Origin of the sequence: Intrasporangium sp. (assembly GCF_032907665.1) — a bacterium.
Taxonomy (GTDB): domain Bacteria; phylum Actinomycetota; class Actinomycetes; order Actinomycetales; family Dermatophilaceae; genus Intrasporangium.
Genome location: NZ_JAJJPG010000089.1, coordinates 1 through 15,980, shown reverse-complemented (window position 1 = coordinate 15,980; position 15,980 = coordinate 1). Strand labels below are relative to the sequence as shown.

Below are 15,980 nucleotides of genomic sequence, written 5' to 3'. Positions count from 1 at the left end.
GACTCCGACGTTGTCGCCTTTGTCCAAGTGCCCACGGGACGATCGTAGGCAGGGTGGCGGACATGACGAACACACCGATGACTGCCCGACTGGCCATGATCACCGTCGACTGTGCCGACCCGGGGCCGGTGAGCACCTTCTGGCGCGACCTGCTGGGCTGGGAGCTGACCTACGGCGACGACAACTACGCGATGCTCACGGGCCCCGCCCACGCCCTCGGCTTCGGCCGCGTCGAGGGCTATGAGCCACCCGCCTGGCCGAACCCCAACGGCACCAAGCAGTTCCACCTCGACCTGGCCGTCGAGGACATCCCGGCGGCCGAGAGCCATGCCGTGGAGCTGGGAGCCAGGGTTCCCGAGGAGCAGCCCGGCGGAGACCGGTGGCGGGTCCTCCTCGACCCCGCGGGTCACCCGTTCTGCCTCACCGACGCCGCGAACTGGTAGCCCGGCGACACTCGCCACCCGGCCCAGCGGCATACGGCATCATCGCCGAGCCAACGGGTGGGCTAGAGATAGAGCCCGGTCTGGCCGTCGTCGATGCGCGACGCTGCGACGGCATGGATGTCACGCTCACGCAGCAGGGCGTAGTCGTTCCCCTGCAGCTCGACCTCGGCCCGCTCCTCCGGGTCGAAGAGGACCCGGTCGCCGAGCTGCACCTGCCGCACGTTCGGCCCGGTCGCGACGACCTCCGCCCAGGACAGGCGCTTGCCGACCGAGGCGGTGGCGGGGATGACGATGCCACCCCCACTGCGCCGCTCCCCCTCGCGCTCGAGGCTGACGAGGAGCCGGTCGTGCAGCATGCGGATCGGCAGTCGGGTGGCCGTCGATCTGTTGGCGGTGCCCTTGGCCATGGTGTCGCGCAGTTCTCCCGTGATCGAGTCGCTCAGCGACGGCGGCGCCGCCGGATCAGCCCGGCCACGACGACGAGGGCCACCGCGGCCGCGACGACGGCGCCGATCCGCTCCATGCGCAGGTCACCCTCGGGTGTGTGAGTCGCCTCGTCGAGCTTGAGCTTGAGGCCCTGCGCCTGACGCTGGGCGATGACCTTGGGCTGGGCCCGGTAGGCCAGCTCGTTGACGGTCCCCTCGAGGCGCGTGCGGGCGGCCTCGATGTCCCTCTCGATCCGTGCGGTGTCGCTCATGACGCTTCCTTTCGGCGGGCTGGTGACGACTCTAGCCGTACCCCGCCCTCGCGCTGGTCTCGCAGGCGTCAGGCCGCGAGACCGAGGTCGCGTCGCAGCTTGGCGACATGGCCGGTCGCCTTGACGTTGTAGAGGGCGTGCGAGACGACGCCGTCCTCGTCGATGACGAACGTCGACCGGAGGACCCCTTCGACCGTCTTGCCGTAGAGCTTCTTCTCACCGAAGGCGCCGTAGGCCCGGTGGACCTCGAGGGACTCGTCGGACAGCAGCGGGATCGTCAACGCGTCGCGCTCGCGGAACTTCGCCAGCTTGGCCGGCTTGTCCTTGCTGATCCCGACGACCTCGTAGCCGTCGCGCCTCAGTGACTCGAGTGACTCGCTGAAGTCGCAGGCCTGCTTCGTGCAGCCGGGCGTCATCGCGGCCGGGTAGAAGTAGACGATCACCTTGCGACCCCGGAAGTCACCGAGGCTCACGGTGGCGCCGGTGTCGTCGGGCAGGCTGAAGTCGGGGGCCTGGTCGCCGGGCTCGAGTCGGTCGCTCACGGGGTCTCCTTCGTCGGGGATCGGTCACGAGAGTGCGGACGGCGGGACTCGAACCCGCACGCCGAGGCACAGGAACCTAAATCCTGCGTGTCTGCCAGTTCCACCACGTCCGCCTGCGTGGCCCTCACGGGGTCGAGAGCCGGTGCCCAGCCTAGTTCCCTAGGCTGACCGCATGCGGCAACAGGTGAGCACGGGCAGCGCGTGGGAGGACCTCGTCGGCTACTCGCGGGCGGTGCGGGTCGACGACACCGTCCACGTGGCGGGGACCACCGCGGTCCGGGACGGACAGGTCGTCGGGGTCGGCGACGCGTACACCCAGACGAAGGTCGCCCTCGAGATCGTCACTGCCGCGCTGGCCGAGCTGGGCGCCACCCCGCGCGACGTCGTGCGCACGCGGATGTTCGTCACCGACATCTCGCGCTGGGAGGAGGTGGGTCGGGCCCACGGCGAGGTCTTCGGCGACGTCCGACCCGCCGCCTCGATGCTCGAGGTCGCAGGGCTCATCGACCCCGACCTCCTCGTCGAGATCGAGGTGGACGCCATCGTCCCGCACGCCGGCGGGGCCCGGTAGCAGTCCCGTCGCAGCCGTATGCCGCGGGGCTCGCTCCCCTGCCCGGTGCACGCCGCAACACGCCCGGAAACTCGCAGCTCCCACCGGATATTTCAGGGGTGAGCTGCGAGTTTCCGGGCGTGTTGCCGGAAGGGGTCAGTCGACGCGGACCGTCACCGTGTGCAGTCCCTCGGCGCCGTCCGGTGCCGGAGGGCGCTCGGCGGCCGACTGCACGGTGCCGTCCTGGTCGTGCGCACGGACCCGCAGCGTGTGGCTGCCCGGCGTCGCGTCCCACTCGAGGACCCACTGCCGCCACGCATCGACCGATGCGTCCGCCGCCAGCCGGGCGTCCGTCCAGGGGCCGTCGTCCACCTGCACCTCGACCCGGGCGACCCCCCGGTGCTGGGCCCAGGCCACTCCCGCGACCGCGACCCGTCCCGCCCGCACGGCCGCACCGGACCGTGGCACGTCGATCCGCGACGACGTCTTGATCGGCCCCTCCGCCGACCACCCGCGCGGCGTCCAGTAGCCGACGTCCTCGGCGAAGGTCGTCACCTTGAGCTCGGTGACCCACTTGCACGCGGACACGTAGCCGTAGAGCCCCGGCACGACGAGCCGCACGGGGAAGCCGTGCTCGAAGGGCAGCGGCTCACCGTTCATCCGGACCGCGAGGAGCGCGTTGCGCTCGTCGGTGAGGGCCCCGAGGGGGGTCCCGCACGTCCATCCGTCGGCGCTGGTCTGGAGGACCATGTCCGCTCCCGGCAGCGGGCCGGCCAGCGCGAGCAGCTCGCGCACCGGCCAGCCCGTCCACACGGCGTTGCCGATGAGGTCTCCACCGACCTCGTTGGACACGCAGGCCAACGTCACCAGCGCTTCGCGCATCGACTTGTCCTGCAGGGTGTTCCAGTCGAGCTCGACCTCCCGCTCGACGAGGCCCGTGACCTTGAGGCGCCACTCCTCGGCGTTGAGTCGCGGCACGACGATCGCGGTGTCGATCCGGTAGAAGTCGTCGTTGGGCACGATGAAGGGCGCCACGCCCGGGACCTTGAGGTCGGCTCCGGCGGGGATCGAGATGCGCGCAGCCCGCGCGGGCTCGCGGGCGATCGCGTCCCGCGACGCCGTGGCCGCGGCGGAGTCCCCGCCGAGAAGAGCGCCGACGTATGCCGCTCCGCCGCCCACCGCTGCCCCGAGCAGGACGCGTCGTGCCGGGTTGTCGGCGCCCAAGGCGCTCGCGTCGCTGGAGCCGCGGCGCAGGAACCACAGGCCCACGAGCACCCCGACCAGGGTCGGCGTGGCGTCGACCCACGACGCCTCGGGGCGGGAGAGCACGGCGGCCACACCGACGGCTCCGAGCAGGCCGAACGCCACGAGGGCCGCGGTCAAGCGCGTCCTGGCGAGATGGCCGATGAGCGCACAGAGCACGGCGAGGACGACGACGACCCCGATGAGCAGAGCTCGCTTGTCGTTCGTGCCGAAGGCCGCGATCGCGACGTCCTTGAGCCACGATGGCGTCCGGTCGATGAAGGCGCTGCTCACGGCCGCAACCGGTGCCGGCTGGCCTCCGGCGCCACCAATGCCCTCGAGGAGCGCGGCAAGGAGCGTGCCGAGCCCGACGGTGAGCAACCCGGCGACCAGGCCGTTCGCCACCGCCAGGCCGTTCGCGGTGGTCGGGCCCTTGGACGTCGTGCTCCCCGTCGCGCTCGTCGAGGTCATGGCCGGAGCAGCTCCCTCAGGCGTGGGGCGAGCGCCCGGAAGGCGAGATAGCGGTGCGACCTGCCGTTCTTCTCGTCGGGCGTGTACTCGGCCAGGGTGCGCTGGCCGCCGGGGTCGGGTTGGTCGTCCGGGATGAAGATCGGGTCGTAGCCGAAGCCGCCGGTCCCCCGTGCCTCGTGCGCCATCCTGCCCGGGAAGCGGCCGAGCTCGACGGCCGACCGCCCGTCGGGGAGCACGAGAGCCGCGGCGCACACGAAGGCAGCGCCACGATGCTCCTCGCGGACGTCGCCGAGCTGGGCCAGGAGCAGCTCGAGATTGGCGCGGTCTGCGCCCGGGCCCTTGGTCGCGGACCACCGGGCGCTGAAGATCCCGGGAGCCCCACCGAGGACGTCGACAGCCAGGCCCGAGTCGTCCGCCAGCGCCGGCAGCCCGGTCGCCTCCGCGGCCGACCTCGCCTTGAGCGCAGCGTTCTGCGCGAAGGTGACCCCGTCCTCGACGACGTCGGGCGCATCCGGGAACTCGTCGAGCCCGACGATGTCGAGACCGAGCTCCTCGCACACGTCCGCGAGGATCTCGCGCAGCTCCTCGACCTTGTGGTGGTTGCGCGTCGCGAGGACGACCCTCGTCATGAGGCCGCCCCCTCCGCGTCCGCGGCGAGCGCCGCCTGCTGGGCGGCCGTGAGGTCGGCGCAACCCTTGGCCGCGAGCTCGAGGAGCTCGTCGAGCAGGGCGCGGTCGAAGGGCTGGCCCTCGGCGGTGCCCTGCACCTCGATGTAGCGGCCGTCGCCGGTCATGACGACGTTCATGTCGGTGCCGGCCGTCGAGTCCTCGGGGTAGTCGAGGTCGAGCACGGCCTGGTCGTCGACGATCCCGACCGAGACCGCGGCGACGGAGCCGGTGAGCGGCTGGGCCGTCCGGGCAATGAGACCCTTGGCGCGCGCGTCCTCGATGGCGTCGGCGAGGGCCACCCAGGCGCCGGTGATCGCGGCGGTGCGGGTCCCACCGTCCGCCTGCAACACGTCGCAGTCGAGGACGATCGTGTTCTCACCCAGCGCCTTGGTGTCGATCACGGCGCGGAGGCTGCGGCCGATGAGCCGGGAGATCTCGTGGGTCCGGCCACCGATCCGCCCCTTGACGCTCTCGCGGTCGGAGCGGGTGTTCGTCGCGCGCGGGAGCATGGCGTACTCGGCCGTCACCCAGCCCGTTCCCTGTCCCTTGAGCCACCGGGGCACCCCCTCGGTGAACGACGCTGCGCAGAGCACACGCGTGCGCCCGAACTCGATGAGGACGCTCCCCTCGGCATGGTCGAGCCAGCCGCGGGTGATCCGCACCTCGCGGGTCTGGTCAGGGGCACGTCCGTCATGTCGTGTGGCAGTCATGCCCATGAGGCTAGCCATGCCACCACCGTAGGTCCGCGCCCGCCGCCCGGACCGCACCGACCACCGAAGGTCACCGACTCGTAAGACCGGGCCCAGCGGCATACGACCTGACGTCAGATGGCGTAGGTGGCACCCGGCTTCGCGATCTCGACGTCACCGGGCCACACGGCGGCGGCCTGGGCCCGACACACCTCGGGATCGTTCCACGACGGCATGTGGGTCAGCATGAGCCGCTGCACTCCCCCAGCCCGGACCGCCGCCCGGGCGGCGCGGCTGCCGGACAGGTGGATGCCGCGCACGTGGTCGCGTCCGTCGACGAAGGCGGCGTCCGCGAGAACGAGGTCCGCCCCGGTGAGCAGCGGTGTGAGCGCGTCGCACAGGTCGGTGTCGCCCGTGTAGGCGAGGACGCGGTCATCCGCCTCGACCCGGAAGCCGTAGGACTCGATCGGGTGCTCCACCCGGACCGGCGTCACCGTGAACGGGCCCACCACGACAGGCTCCCGGTCACGGATGGTCCGGAAGTCGAAGACGCCCGGGACGTCCTCGATCTCCTCGTTGCCGTAGGCCCGTGCGAGGTGGTCGCCCAGGCCCTCGGGCCCATAGGCGGGGACGCCGTCTCGGCCGGAACCCCCTGGCACGTACTTGAGCATGACGTAGAGGCCGCACAGGTCGATGCAGTGGTCCACGTGCAGATGGGAGACGAGCACGGCGTCGACGGTCAACGGGTCGACGTGGCGCTGGAGGTGGCCGAGGGCGCCGTTGCCCAGGTCGAGGACGATGCTCCAGGTCCGACCCTCGTGCTCGGCCCGCACGAGGTAGCTCGAGGCAGGCGAGTCCGGCCCCGCGAACGATCCGGAGCAGCCGACGATGGAGAGGTCCACGGACCGAGCCTAGGTGCGACGGCCGCCACCGACCCGCGACTCGCGCGTCGGCTGCGTCACATGACCGGCAGGACCGGGTGCTCGCCCGTCACCCGTCGCCCAGCAACGCCTGCGTGAGCGTCTCCTGCAGCCAGGTGAGGAAGTCGTACCACGCCATCGCATACCCGAGGGGGTCGTCGTCGTCGAGGTGCTCCATCACGTCCTGAAGCCGCTCCGCGTCCTCCTCCGTCCGCATGCCCATCCGCTCGCCGAGAAGGAGGCGCACGTCCGTCAGGGCCATGAGGAACGCGGGCGCCTGGGCGGCATCGAGCTCGACTCGGTCCTCCGAGGCCGCCGCGAGCCGCTCCATGGCGAGGTCGAGGTTGGCGCTCTTGCGCTGGCGCAGTCCCTCCTCGGTGAGGCGACGGAACTCGGCGGCGACGGCGTCGTCGGCCCGGTGCGCGTCAGGCAGGAGCCGGTCCAGGGCCGGGTCACGCTCCTCGCCGGGGAGCACGGGCGGGTCCTGGTCCGCGGTGGCGACCGACACACCCATCGACGCCACGAGGTCGGCGAAGGCATCGCCGGTCGACTCCACATCGGGCGAGAGAAGGTCCCGAGTCTGCTCCATGAGGCCGTGGACCATGAACCGCTCCGGCTCGTCGAGGAGCGCGACATAGCGCCCCGCCTCGCGCAGGAAGGCGCGCGCCATCACTCGTCCTTCTCGAAGGTGGCCCACAGCCCGTAGCCCTGGAGCGACTCGGCGTCGCGCTCCATCGACTCGCGCGGGCCGCTCGACACGACGGCCCGACCCTTGGTGTGGACGTCCATCATCAGCTTCTCCGCCTTCGGCCGGGGATAGCCGAAGTAGGTCTCGAAGACCCACGTGACGTAGCTCATGAGGTTGACCGGGTCATTCCACACGATGGTGACCCAGGGAAGGTCAGGAGAGACGACCTCCTCGGTCTCCGTGACTTCCTCGGTCTCCGGGCTGCGCACCGGCGCGAGGGACATGCTCGTCGGACTCACCCGTCCACCCTATGACCCGCAGTGGACCGTAGGCTGACCACCGTGAGCACCGCACTGCTGACCGACCACTACGAGCTGACCATGCTCCAGGCTGCGCTGGCGTCGGGTGAGGCAGGTCGGCGATGCGTCTTCGAGGCCTTCGCGAGACGCCTGCCTGACGGCCGCCGTTACGGGGTCGTCGGGGGGACGGGGCGGTTCCTCGAGGCGCTCGAGCAGTTCCGGTTCGGCGACGAGGAGCTGCGCTTCCTCGCCGACGCCAAGGTCGTCGACCGGGCGACGATCGACTGGCTGGCGGGCTACCGGTTCGGCGGGACGATCAGCGGCTACCCCGAGGGTGAGTGCTACTTCCCCTACTCCCCCGTGCTCGTCGTCGAGTCGACCTTCGCCGAAGGAGTCGTCCTCGAGACCCTGATCCTGTCGATCCTCAACCATGACACGGCGATCGCCTCCGCTGCCTCGCGGATGACGTCGGCGGCGGGCGACCGGCCGTGCATCGAGATGGGCTCCCGGCGCACCCAGGAGGATGCGGCCGTGGCCGCGGCCCGGGCCGCCTACGTCGCCGGCTTCGAGGCGACGAGCAACCTCGAGGCAGGTCGGCGCTATGGCGTTCCGACCGCGGGCACGGCCGCCCACGCCTTCACCCTGCTCTACGACTCGGAGCGCGAGGCCTTCACGGCCCAGGTCGAGTCCCTCGGCAAGGGCACGACGCTGCTCGTCGACACCTACGACGTCAAGACCGCAGTCGACCTCGCGATGGAGATCGCCGGACCCGAGCTCGGCGCGGTGCGGCTCGACTCCGGCGACCTGCTCATCCAGGCGAAGGAGGTCCGCGCCCAGCTCGACGCTGCCGGCAACTCCGACACCCGGATCATCGTCACCTCCGACCTCGACGAGCACGCGATCGCCGCCCTCGCGGCGGGGCCTGTGAGCGGCTACGGCGTCGGCACCGCGCTCGTCACCGGGTCGGGCGCACCGACCGCCTCGATGGTCTACAAGCTCGTGCAGCGCGAGAACGCCTCCGGCGAGATGGAGGGTGTCGCCAAGAAGAGCAAGGACAAGGTGTCCGTGGGCGGCCGCAAGTGGGCGCTGCGCCGGCTCGGTCCGTCGGGGGTGGCCGAGGCCGAGGTGCTCGGGATCGGCGAGCAGCCCAGCGACGACGGCAACGACCGGCCGCTCATGATCGACCTCGTCCGCGACGGCGCCGTCGTCGACCACCAGGACATCCACGAGGCCCGGGCGCGCCACGCGGCCTCTCGAGCCGAGCTGCCCCGGGCCGCCACCCAGCTCTCCCGTGGCGAGCCCGTCATCCCCACCATCTACGAGGAGCACTGAGTCGCGATGTCCGATCCGACGACCGACCCGACCACGGTTCCGATCACTCGGCGGGGCACGAGCACGGACCCGGCGGCGAGGACAGGCCCTGGCTCGATTCCGACCCCGGGTGCCCAAGGACGTGCGCTCATCATCGTCGACGTCCAGAACGACTTCTGTGAGGGTGGCTCCCTCGCCGTCGCAGGCGGCGCGGCGGTCGCCGAGGGGATCTCGGCCCACGTCGCCGCGCACGCGGGTGACTACGACCAGGTCATCGCCACCGCGGACTGGCACATCGACCCGGGCAGCCACTTCTCCACCGCCCCCGACTTCGTCGACTCATGGCCCGTGCACTGCCTCGCCGAGAGCACTGGCGCGGGGTTCCACCCCAACCTCTCCGGCGCCCTCGGCGTTGTCCAGGCCGTGTTCCGCAAGGGCGAGCACGCTGCCGCCTACAGCGGTTTCGAGGGTCGCGGCGACGATCCCGAGCGATCCTCGCTCGCCGACTGGCTCAGGGCACGCGGTGTGGCGCACGTCGACGTCGTCGGCATCGCGACGGACCACTGTGTGCGAGCCACCGCGCTCGACGCGCAGCGCGAGGGATTCGCGACGACCGTCCGGCTCGACCTCACCGCCGGAGTGGCGAAGGACACGACACAGGCCGCGCTCACCGAGCTCGAGGAGGCAGGCGTGACCCTCGTGGGCGCGCCGGTCGTCCCGGCCTGACGGCACGCACCGGCCGGTCCTCGAGGCGCCTGAGCGCCCGGGGCCCCGAGCGCCCGGGGGTCAACCCAGCACGGCAGCGAGGGCCCGGGCGGCGCGCTCGAGGCGTGGCCGGGCGGTGTCCGGGTCGATCGGCTCGAGCGCAACGACGCCGACCGACGCCTCGACGACGCGATCGACCTCACCCGCCCCCGCGACGGGCGGGAGGATGGGCACCGCCAGGCCGTGGGCGCCGGGCTGGAGCTCCCCGTCGGAGCTGACGGGCGCTGCGGACCCGGCCCGACCCTCGAGGATGGCGCGGCCGGCGGCGCCGCGGTCGAGCGGGTGACGGGTGCCGGAGCGATAGGCCACGTGGAGATCGGTCCAGGTCGGCTCGACGACGACGAGCGCGAGCGCCTCCTGCCCCTCGGCCACGGTGAGGTGGGCAGTGGCCCCGACAGCATCGGCGAGCTCCTGGAGGATCGGACGGGCCTCGGTCCGCACGAGGGGGGTGAGCGCGGCGGCGAGTCGGCTGACGCCGAGCCCGAGGCGAACCCGTCCGTTGGGCCGTCTCGCCACGAGGTGGTGCGCCTCGAGCGCGGTGACGAGCCGGTAGACCACGGGGCGCCCGACCCCGAGCTCGGTGGCCAGCTCGGTGATCGTCAAGCCGCTCGCATGGCCGGGCCGGGCCAGCACCTCGAGGAGCTGGATCCCGCGGTCCAGCGTCTTCGAGCCCTCCGGCGCTCGGCCGGTCCCCCCTCCCGGGGGCAGCTCGTCCGCGTCACCGGGGCGGGGCATCAACCCTCCGAGTGGGCGCTGCCCCCGGGTCCGCTCCCCTGCGCGCCGGAGCCACGGGACCACGACAGGGCGTAGACACCGTCGTCCGCTGCGAGGCCCGCCTCACCGAGGTCGAGCGGTCGGAAGGTGTCGACCATGACGGCGAGCTCGTCGAAGTAGTCGACCCCGATCGAGCCCTCGGTCGCTCCGGGCTGCGGTCCGTGGGCGTGGCCGCCGGGGTGCACCGAGATCGACCCGCGGCCGATGCCGGAGCCCTTCCGGGCCTCGTAGTCACCGTCGACGTAGAACATGATCTCGTCGCTGTCGACGTTGGAGTGGTAGTAGGGCACCGGGATCGCCAGCGGGTGGTAGTCGACCTTGCGCGGGACGAAGTTGCAGATGACGAAGTTGTATCCCTCGAAGACCTGGTGCACGGGCGGCGGCTGGTGCACGCGGCCGGTGATCGGCTCGAAGTCGCGGACGTTGAAGACGTAGGGATAGAGGCAGCCGTCCCAGCCGACGACGTCGAGCGGGTGGAAGGGCAGCGTGTGGACCGTGCCGACGATGCCGCCCGGGCCGGTTCCGCGGTGCTTGATGTAGACGTCCGTCTCGTCGTCGGCCGCGGCGCCGACGTCCTCCGCGAGGAGCGGCCCACTGGGCGCACGCAGGTCGCGCTCGCAGTACGGCGAGTGCTCGAGGAACTGGCCGAACTTGCTCAGGTAGCGCTTCGGCGGCGTGATGTGGGAGTTCGCCTCGATGCAGTACGCCCGCAGCGGGTTGGCCTCATCGACGACGGGCAGCCAGCGGTGCGTCGTGGCTCGCGGGATGACGACGTAGTCTCCCTCGCCGACCTCGAACGCCCCGAAGACGGTCTCGACCCGGGCGGCGCCGCGCTCGACGTAGACGCATTCGTCGCCGATCCCGTTGCGGTACCACGGACTCGGGCGGGCCGCGACGGCATAGGAGATGCGCACGTCGCCGTTGCCGAGCACGAGCCGACGCCCCGTGACGACGTCGGTCGTCTGGACGGCCGTCTCGTCGAAGAGGTCGTGCAGCTTGAGGTGGCGCGGGACCAGCGGGTGGTTCGGCGTCGTCGACTGGTCGGTCAGCTCCCAGACCCGGGACGCGGAGATCGTCGACGGGATGTTGCGGTGGTAGAGCAGCGACGAGTCGGACGAGAAGCCCTCCTCCCCCATGAGCTCCTCGTAGTAGAGCTCACCGCCTTCACGGCGGTGCTGGGTGTGCCGCTTCGGCGGGATGTGCCCGGTCGCCCGGTAGTACGCCATGTCGTCCCTCGCTCGTCGACGCGTCCGATTTCCGGACGTCTGTGTCCTTCTCATGACACAGTGGAGTACCCTCCGGGACATGTCAAGGTCGACCGGCTTTCCCCGTCAGGCGCAGCTCTTCGACCACCTCGTCGACGACGCCGCCGTCTTCCCGCCCGGGCTGGCTCCAGTGGACGTCGCCGTCCACGAGCACCTCGACCTCAGGGACGGGCCGTATGCCGCTGCGCTGGGTCCCCTGCTCCTCCCGGCCGCCGCTGCGCCCGAGCTGGCCGACCTCGCTGCCGCGGATCCGCGCACCGGCCAGGTCCCGCTGCGCGTCGGTCTCATCGTTCGCCCGGGCGGAGCGTTGGGGCCGCTTGTCGACGCGGTCGGCCTGCTGCGCCAGGTGCCTGCCGTGACGGTCGCGAGCGTGGAGGTCGGCTGGGGAGAGGACTGGCGCCGCACCCTGGACCTGGACCTTCCGGTCGTCGTCGAGGTGGGGCTGGACCCGGAGCGGCAGGCCGGCCTCGACGAGATCGAGCAGGCCATCGGTGCAGGGGCCGACGTGCGAGCGAAGTTCCGCACCGGTCAGACGCCGACCTGGACCTGGCCGGACGAGACCGCGCTCGCGGGATTCCTCGACGAGGCCGCCCGGCGCGGCCTCGCCTTCAAGCTGACCGGCGGGCTGCACCACGTCGTGCGCGGTGACTACGCCGGGGAGCCCATGCACGGCCTGCTCAACGTCCTCGTCGCAACCCACGATGCCCTCGACGGCGGCCGGACCACCGACCTCGCCCGCGTCCTCGCCGTGACGGACGTGGAGCACCTCGTCGACCGGGTCACCGCGCTCGACGACGACGCCGTCAGCCGCCTGCGGGCCTCGTTCACGGGGTTCGGCTGCTGCGGCGTCCTCGATCCCCTCACCGAGCTCGAGGCTCTGGGCCTCCTCCCCGAAAGGCACACCGCGTGACCAGCTGGCTCGACGTCCCCGCCGATCACCCGTTCGGCATCCACAACCTGCCCTACGGCGTCTTCTCGACCTCACGGGATCCCGAGCGGAGGGTGGGGGTTCGCATCGGTGACCAGGTCCTCGACGCAGGCGCTGTGGCGGCGATCGGCCGGGGCGCCGGCCTCGTCGGCGACGGACCCGATCTCGCCGCGGCGTGGCAGACCTCGAGCCTCAATGCCTTCCTCGCCCTCGGACGACCGGCGTGGACGGCTGCCCGTGACTGGCTCACGGAGATCCTCACCGACGAGGTCCACCGGGCCGGGGTCGAGCCGCACGTGTACCCGCTGGGCGAGGTGACGCTGCACCTGCCGATCGAGGTCGCGGACTACGTCGACTTCTACGCCAGCGAGGACCATGCCTCCAACGTCGGGCAGATCTTCCGGCCCGACAACGCAGCCCTCCCCCCGAACTGGAAGCACCTGCCCATCGGATACCACGGCAGGTCCGGGACGGTCGTCGTCTCCGGAACCGATGTCATCCGTCCCAGGGGGCAGCGCAAGGCACCGTCCGACGCGGCGCCGGTCTTCGGACCGAGCATCCGCCTCGACATCGAGGCGGAGCTCGGCTACGTCGTCGGCGGGGCGACCGAGCTGGGCAGCAGCATCTCGGTGGACGCGGCCGAGGACCATCTCTTCGGCGTCGTCCTGCTCAACGACTGGAGCGCCCGGGACATCCAGGCCTGGGAGTACGTACCGCTCGGCCCGTTCCTGGGCAAGTCGTTCGCGACGTCGATCTCTGCGTGGGTCACCCCCCTGGACGCGCTGCGCGACGCGCGCGTCGCCCTCCCGGGCCAGTCCGAGCCGCGTCCGCTGCCCTACCTCGCGGGCGATGCCTTCGGGCTCGACCTCCACCTCGAGGTGATCCTCAATGGCACCGTCGTCTCCCGTCCCGAGTACGCCGGGATGTACTGGTCGCCCGCCCAGATGCTCGCGCACCTGACGGTGAACGGCGCCTCGGTGCGCAACGGGGACCTCTTCGGCTCCGGCACCATCAGTGGTCCGGAGAAGGAGACCCGTGGCAGCCTGCTGGAGCTCACGTGGAACGGCACCGAGCCCCTCACCCTCGAGGACGGCACGAGCCGCGGCTTCCTCGAGGACGGCGACACCGTCACGATCACCGCCTGGGCGCCCGGACCGGAGGACTGCCGCATCGCGTTGGGAGCCGTGACCGGGACGATCCGCCCGGCCCGCTGACCCGGACGACCCACCCGCTGGACGAAACCAGGACTGCCCGGCCCGGAGTATCCGGGCCGGGCAGCCATGGCGACGGCGACCGGTTCAGTGCAGATCAGGGCAGTCTCAGTGCAGGACGACGGGTGCCCTGACCTCGTCCTCCGGCTCCTGCTCGTCGTCGAGCAGGTGCGACACCTCGCGCCGACGGGGCAGGAACAACGCCGGGATGAGGGTCAACGTCACGAGCACGGACGCGACGAGGAAGGTCCCGCCGAAGGCATCCGCAGCCTGCTCGAGCCCCTCGGCCACAGCGGCCGGGCCGCCGATCTGGTCTGCGATGGACGGGTTCTGCCAGGTGGCGATGGCCGGCCCGGCCAGCGGCTTCGAGGTGAGCAGGTTGGTGTAGACGACCGAGATCACCGCGATGCCGATGGAGCTGGCGATCTGCTGGGTGATGTTGAGCAGGGTCGACCCCCGCGCGACCTGGTGGGACGTCAACGTCTTCAGTGCTGAGGTCATCACCGGCATCATCGTCGCGCCCATGCCGAGACCCATGACGAACAGGACCGGGATGAGGTAGCCCCAGTAGGACGTCTCCGCTGTGACCTGGGTCAGGGCGAACATCCCGCTGACGATGAGGAGCAGCCCGACCGGCACGATCCGACCGACTGGGAAGCGGTCGGCCAGGGCGCCGGCGATGGGCATGGTGACCATCGCCCCGAGGCCCTGCGGGGCCACCAGCCAACCGGAGTCGACCGGTAGCTCGCCTCGCACGAGCTGGAAGTAGGTCGGCACGAGGAAGAGCGCCCCGAAGAACGAGGCCGCGAAGAGGAACATCGTCAGGGTCGCGACGGTGAGGTTGCGGTTGGCGAAGAGGCGCAGGTCGAGCAGCGGGTGCTTCGGCCGGAAGCTGTAGAGGACGAAGACGAGGAGCATGACCACGCCGATCGTCGCCGGCACCCCGACCTTGGTGGAGAAGAAGGTGCCCTCCTCCGGGATGGAGCTGACCCCGTAGAGGAACAGCGCGAGGCCGGGCGACATGAGGAGCATGCCGATGACGTCGAACGACTCCGACGGCTCCGGTCGGTCCTTCGGCAGTGCCCAGAACGCGTAGCCGATCGCGACGAGCCCGATGGGCAGGTTGATGAGGAAGATCCACTCCCACGAGTAGTGGTCGATGAGCCAGCCGCCGAGGATCGGTCCGAAGATGGGGCCAAGGAGCATGGGCACACCGAGGATGGCCATGAGGCGGCCCATCCGCGCAGGCCCCGCGGCCCTGGTCAGGATCGTCATGCCGAGGGGCATGAGCAGCCCGCCGCCGAGCCCCTGCAGGACGCGGAAGAGGATGAGCATGCTGATCGAGTCCGCGGTCGCACAGAGGGCTGATCCCGCCGTGAAGAGCGCGAGGGCCAGCATGTAGAGCCGCTTGGTGCCGAAGCGGTCCGCCGCCCAGCCGGTCAGCGGGATGACCGTCGCGAGCGCAAGGGTGTAAGCCGTGATGGTCCAGGCCACCGTGGAGTACGGCAGGGGGTCGGCGGGGTTGTCCGAGAACACCTCGACGAAGGTCGGCAGCGCGACGTTGACGACGGTGATGTCGAGGATCGACATGATCGAGCCGAGGACGACGACCCCGGCCACCTTGAGCACGGCCGCATCGATCTTCTCGGGATACGGGTCCGGGCCACCGGGATGGGCCGTCGCCGTCGAGGCAGGTGAAGATGACACGTGTCCCCCTGGGTCGTGGAAGATGTGGAGAGTCGGCCGATTCTGGCCTTCGGCATCGTTGCCGCAGCGGCGCGATCGCGCCCCGTCATTGTGCACCAGCCCCCCGGGCCGATCGCAAAGGGTTATCCGGAGGTCCTGCCGGGGCACTGCTCACAGCGCGGGCCGGGGTGCCGCGGGCCGCTGTGCTTCTGACCTGCTGCGGGTGGTCCCGGTTCACATCGGCCGGCGCGGCTGCTTTCCCTCGACGACGACGGTCTTGGCCACCTTGTCGTGCAGCGCCTGGCGTTGCGGGTCCCAGAGCGGCCAGAGCCCGTCGAGCAGGGAGAGGAAGGGCACGAACTGGCCCGCGAGCGGGACGAGTCGACGCATGACCGAGGTGCCCAGGGTCAGCGGTCCGGGCTGGTCCGCCGCACGCACACTGATCCCGATGACCATCTTGCCCGGCGTCTGGGCGGTCGTGGTCCAGAAGAGGATGCAGTAGACCGTGGCGAAGAGCCAGATGATCAGGGACATCTGGACCATCGGGCCGGTGAGGTCCCGAGCGATGGCGTCGATGGCTGCGGAGTCGTTCTCGACCGTCGCGTCCCCCAGCTCCTGGAAGAGCTCACCGAGGCGGGGCGTGCCGAACCATCCGAGCATTCCGCCGACGACGAGGATGATGACGCCGTCGATGAGCCACGCACCGACGCGTTTGCCCCAGGACGCGAGCGGGACGCCGTCCCTCGTGACCGGCCCCCGCATCCAGGCCTGTGCCTGCGGCGCGCCCGGGAACTGACCGGCATAGGGGTACTGCCCCGAGCCGGGGTACTG

The 15,980-nt window shown here is 71.2% G+C and carries 19 protein-coding genes and 1 tRNA gene; 6 read left to right on the top strand and 14 right to left on the bottom strand.

Annotated features, from left to right (window positions below; genetic code table 11):
* Positions 1 to 62: 62 nt before the first annotated feature.
* Positions 63 to 443: a VOC family protein gene (locus tag LOY02_RS13265; RefSeq protein ID WP_317182833.1), complete on the top strand. Its 381-nt coding sequence runs from the start codon at positions 63 to 65 to the stop codon at positions 441 to 443.
* A gap of 62 nt (positions 444 to 505) precedes the next feature.
* Here the strand turns inward: LOY02_RS13265 and LOY02_RS13260 are convergent, their stop codons facing one another.
* The 4 genes from LOY02_RS13260 to LOY02_RS13245 form a co-directional block, all read right to left on the bottom strand.
* Positions 506 to 850, bottom strand: coding sequence for a co-chaperone GroES (locus tag LOY02_RS13260; protein WP_317182832.1), 345 nt, complete (start codon positions 848 to 850; stop codon positions 506 to 508).
* 32 nt (positions 851 to 882) lie between these two features.
* Entirely contained in the window at positions 883 to 1,140 is a 258-nt protein-coding gene (locus tag LOY02_RS13255; RefSeq protein ID WP_317182831.1) for a DUF3618 domain-containing protein, read from the bottom strand.
* A 68-nt stretch (positions 1,141 to 1,208) separates the two neighbouring features.
* Positions 1,209 to 1,682 (bottom strand): thioredoxin-dependent thiol peroxidase, encoded by a 474-nt coding sequence (bcp, locus tag LOY02_RS13250; RefSeq protein ID WP_317182830.1) that lies wholly within the window; start codon positions 1,680 to 1,682, stop codon positions 1,209 to 1,211.
* A gap of 33 nt (positions 1,683 to 1,715) precedes the next feature.
* A tRNA-Leu gene (locus tag LOY02_RS13245) sits at positions 1,716 to 1,795 on the bottom strand.
* 59 nt (positions 1,796 to 1,854) lie between these two features.
* Between LOY02_RS13245 and LOY02_RS13240 the strand changes: the two genes are divergently transcribed.
* Complete coding sequence (locus LOY02_RS13240; protein WP_317182829.1) at positions 1,855 to 2,253, top strand: RidA family protein; 399 nt, start codon at positions 1,855 to 1,857, stop codon at positions 2,251 to 2,253.
* 135 nt (positions 2,254 to 2,388) lie between these two features.
* Here the strand turns inward: LOY02_RS13240 and LOY02_RS13235 are convergent, their stop codons facing one another.
* The 6 genes from LOY02_RS13235 to clpS form a co-directional block, all read right to left on the bottom strand.
* Entirely contained in the window at positions 2,389 to 3,945 is a 1,557-nt protein-coding gene (locus LOY02_RS13235; protein ID WP_317182828.1) for a molybdopterin-dependent oxidoreductase, read from the bottom strand.
* On the bottom strand, positions 3,942 to 4,574 hold the full coding sequence (gene rdgB / locus LOY02_RS13230) for an RdgB/HAM1 family non-canonical purine NTP pyrophosphatase (RefSeq protein WP_317182827.1): 633 nt from the start codon (positions 4,572 to 4,574) through the stop codon (positions 3,942 to 3,944). The genes LOY02_RS13235 and rdgB overlap by 4 nt, the downstream gene beginning before the upstream one ends.
* Positions 4,571 to 5,329: a ribonuclease PH gene (gene rph / locus LOY02_RS13225; protein WP_317182835.1), complete on the bottom strand. Its 759-nt coding sequence runs from the start codon at positions 5,327 to 5,329 to the stop codon at positions 4,571 to 4,573. Before rph ends, rdgB begins: the two co-directional genes overlap by 4 nt.
* A gap of 107 nt (positions 5,330 to 5,436) precedes the next feature.
* Positions 5,437 to 6,204 (bottom strand): MBL fold metallo-hydrolase, encoded by a 768-nt coding sequence (locus LOY02_RS13220; RefSeq protein WP_317182826.1) that lies wholly within the window; start codon positions 6,202 to 6,204, stop codon positions 5,437 to 5,439.
* 88 nt (positions 6,205 to 6,292) lie between these two features.
* Positions 6,293 to 6,892, bottom strand: coding sequence for a DUF2017 domain-containing protein (locus LOY02_RS13215; protein WP_317182825.1), 600 nt, complete (start codon positions 6,890 to 6,892; stop codon positions 6,293 to 6,295).
* Positions 6,892 to 7,194 (bottom strand): ATP-dependent Clp protease adapter ClpS, encoded by a 303-nt coding sequence (clpS, locus tag LOY02_RS13210; RefSeq protein WP_317182834.1) that lies wholly within the window; start codon positions 7,192 to 7,194, stop codon positions 6,892 to 6,894. The genes LOY02_RS13215 and clpS overlap by 1 nt, the downstream gene beginning before the upstream one ends.
* Before the next feature lie 57 nt (positions 7,195 to 7,251).
* Between clpS and LOY02_RS13205 the strand changes: the two genes are divergently transcribed.
* Positions 7,252 to 8,541, top strand: coding sequence for a nicotinate phosphoribosyltransferase (locus LOY02_RS13205; protein WP_317182824.1), 1,290 nt, complete (start codon positions 7,252 to 7,254; stop codon positions 8,539 to 8,541).
* Positions 8,542 to 8,547: 6 nt separating this feature from the next.
* Positions 8,548 to 9,246 carry an isochorismatase family protein gene (locus LOY02_RS13200; protein ID WP_317182823.1) on the top strand — a complete coding sequence of 233 codons (699 nt, stop codon included), beginning with the start codon at positions 8,548 to 8,550 and terminating at the stop codon, positions 9,244 to 9,246.
* Between the two features lie 60 nt (positions 9,247 to 9,306).
* Here the strand turns inward: LOY02_RS13200 and LOY02_RS13195 are convergent, their stop codons facing one another.
* Positions 9,307 to 10,020, bottom strand: a complete 714-nt coding sequence (locus LOY02_RS13195) for an IclR family transcriptional regulator (RefSeq protein WP_317182822.1) — start codon at positions 10,018 to 10,020, stop codon at positions 9,307 to 9,309.
* The gene (locus LOY02_RS13190) at positions 10,020 to 11,285 is read right to left on the bottom strand and encodes a homogentisate 1,2-dioxygenase (RefSeq protein WP_317182821.1); all 1,266 of its coding nucleotides are present in this window, start codon (positions 11,283 to 11,285) and stop codon (positions 10,020 to 10,022) included. The genes LOY02_RS13195 and LOY02_RS13190 overlap by 1 nt, the downstream gene beginning before the upstream one ends.
* Positions 11,286 to 11,364: 79 nt before the next feature.
* Here LOY02_RS13190 and LOY02_RS13185 point away from each other — a divergent pair, with 79 nt between their 5' ends.
* Entirely contained in the window at positions 11,365 to 12,234 is an 870-nt protein-coding gene (locus tag LOY02_RS13185; protein WP_317182820.1) for a hypothetical protein, read from the top strand.
* On the top strand, positions 12,231 to 13,466 hold the full coding sequence (gene fahA, locus LOY02_RS13180) for a fumarylacetoacetase (protein ID WP_317182819.1): 1,236 nt from the start codon (positions 12,231 to 12,233) through the stop codon (positions 13,464 to 13,466). The genes LOY02_RS13185 and fahA overlap by 4 nt, the downstream gene beginning before the upstream one ends.
* Before the next feature lie 105 nt (positions 13,467 to 13,571).
* On the opposite strand, the gene LOY02_RS13175 is transcribed toward fahA, so the two are convergent.
* Entirely contained in the window at positions 13,572 to 15,170 is a 1,599-nt protein-coding gene (locus LOY02_RS13175) for a DHA2 family efflux MFS transporter permease subunit (RefSeq protein ID WP_317182818.1), read from the bottom strand.
* A gap of 213 nt (positions 15,171 to 15,383) precedes the next feature.
* A partial coding sequence (locus LOY02_RS13170; protein WP_317182817.1) for an RDD family protein occupies positions 15,384 to 15,980 on the bottom strand: 597 nt, incomplete at its 5' end.

Excerpts from the sequence above, each read along its gene's own strand:
- LOY02_RS13265 (WP_317182833.1), top strand. The coding sequence starts at position 63 with ATGACGAACACACCGATGACTGCCCGACTGGCCATGATCACCGTCGAC.
- LOY02_RS13260 (WP_317182832.1), bottom strand. The coding sequence starts at position 850 with ATGGCCAAGGGCACCGCCAACAGATCGACGGCCACCCGACTGCCGATC.
- LOY02_RS13255 (WP_317182831.1), bottom strand. The coding sequence starts at position 1,140 with ATGAGCGACACCGCACGGATCGAGAGGGACATCGAGGCCGCCCGCACG.
- LOY02_RS13240 (WP_317182829.1), top strand. The coding sequence starts at position 1,855 with ATGCGGCAACAGGTGAGCACGGGCAGCGCGTGGGAGGACCTCGTCGGC.
- LOY02_RS13235 (WP_317182828.1), bottom strand. The coding sequence starts at position 3,945 with ATGACCTCGACGAGCGCGACGGGGAGCACGACGTCCAAGGGCCCGACC.
- rdgB (WP_317182827.1), bottom strand. The coding sequence starts at position 4,574 with ATGACGAGGGTCGTCCTCGCGACGCGCAACCACCACAAGGTCGAGGAG.
- rph (WP_317182835.1), bottom strand. The coding sequence starts at position 5,329 with ATGGGCATGACTGCCACACGACATGACGGACGTGCCCCTGACCAGACC.
- LOY02_RS13215 (WP_317182825.1), bottom strand. The coding sequence starts at position 6,892 with ATGGCGCGCGCCTTCCTGCGCGAGGCGGGGCGCTATGTCGCGCTCCTC.
- clpS (WP_317182834.1), bottom strand. The coding sequence starts at position 7,194 with ATGTCCCTCGCGCCGGTGCGCAGCCCGGAGACCGAGGAAGTCACGGAG.
- LOY02_RS13200 (WP_317182823.1), top strand. The coding sequence starts at position 8,548 with ATGTCCGATCCGACGACCGACCCGACCACGGTTCCGATCACTCGGCGG.
- LOY02_RS13195 (WP_317182822.1), bottom strand. The coding sequence starts at position 10,020 with ATGCCCCGCCCCGGTGACGCGGACGAGCTGCCCCCGGGAGGGGGGACC.
- LOY02_RS13190 (WP_317182821.1), bottom strand. The coding sequence starts at position 11,285 with ATGGCGTACTACCGGGCGACCGGGCACATCCCGCCGAAGCGGCACACC.
- LOY02_RS13185 (WP_317182820.1), top strand. The coding sequence starts at position 11,365 with ATGTCAAGGTCGACCGGCTTTCCCCGTCAGGCGCAGCTCTTCGACCAC.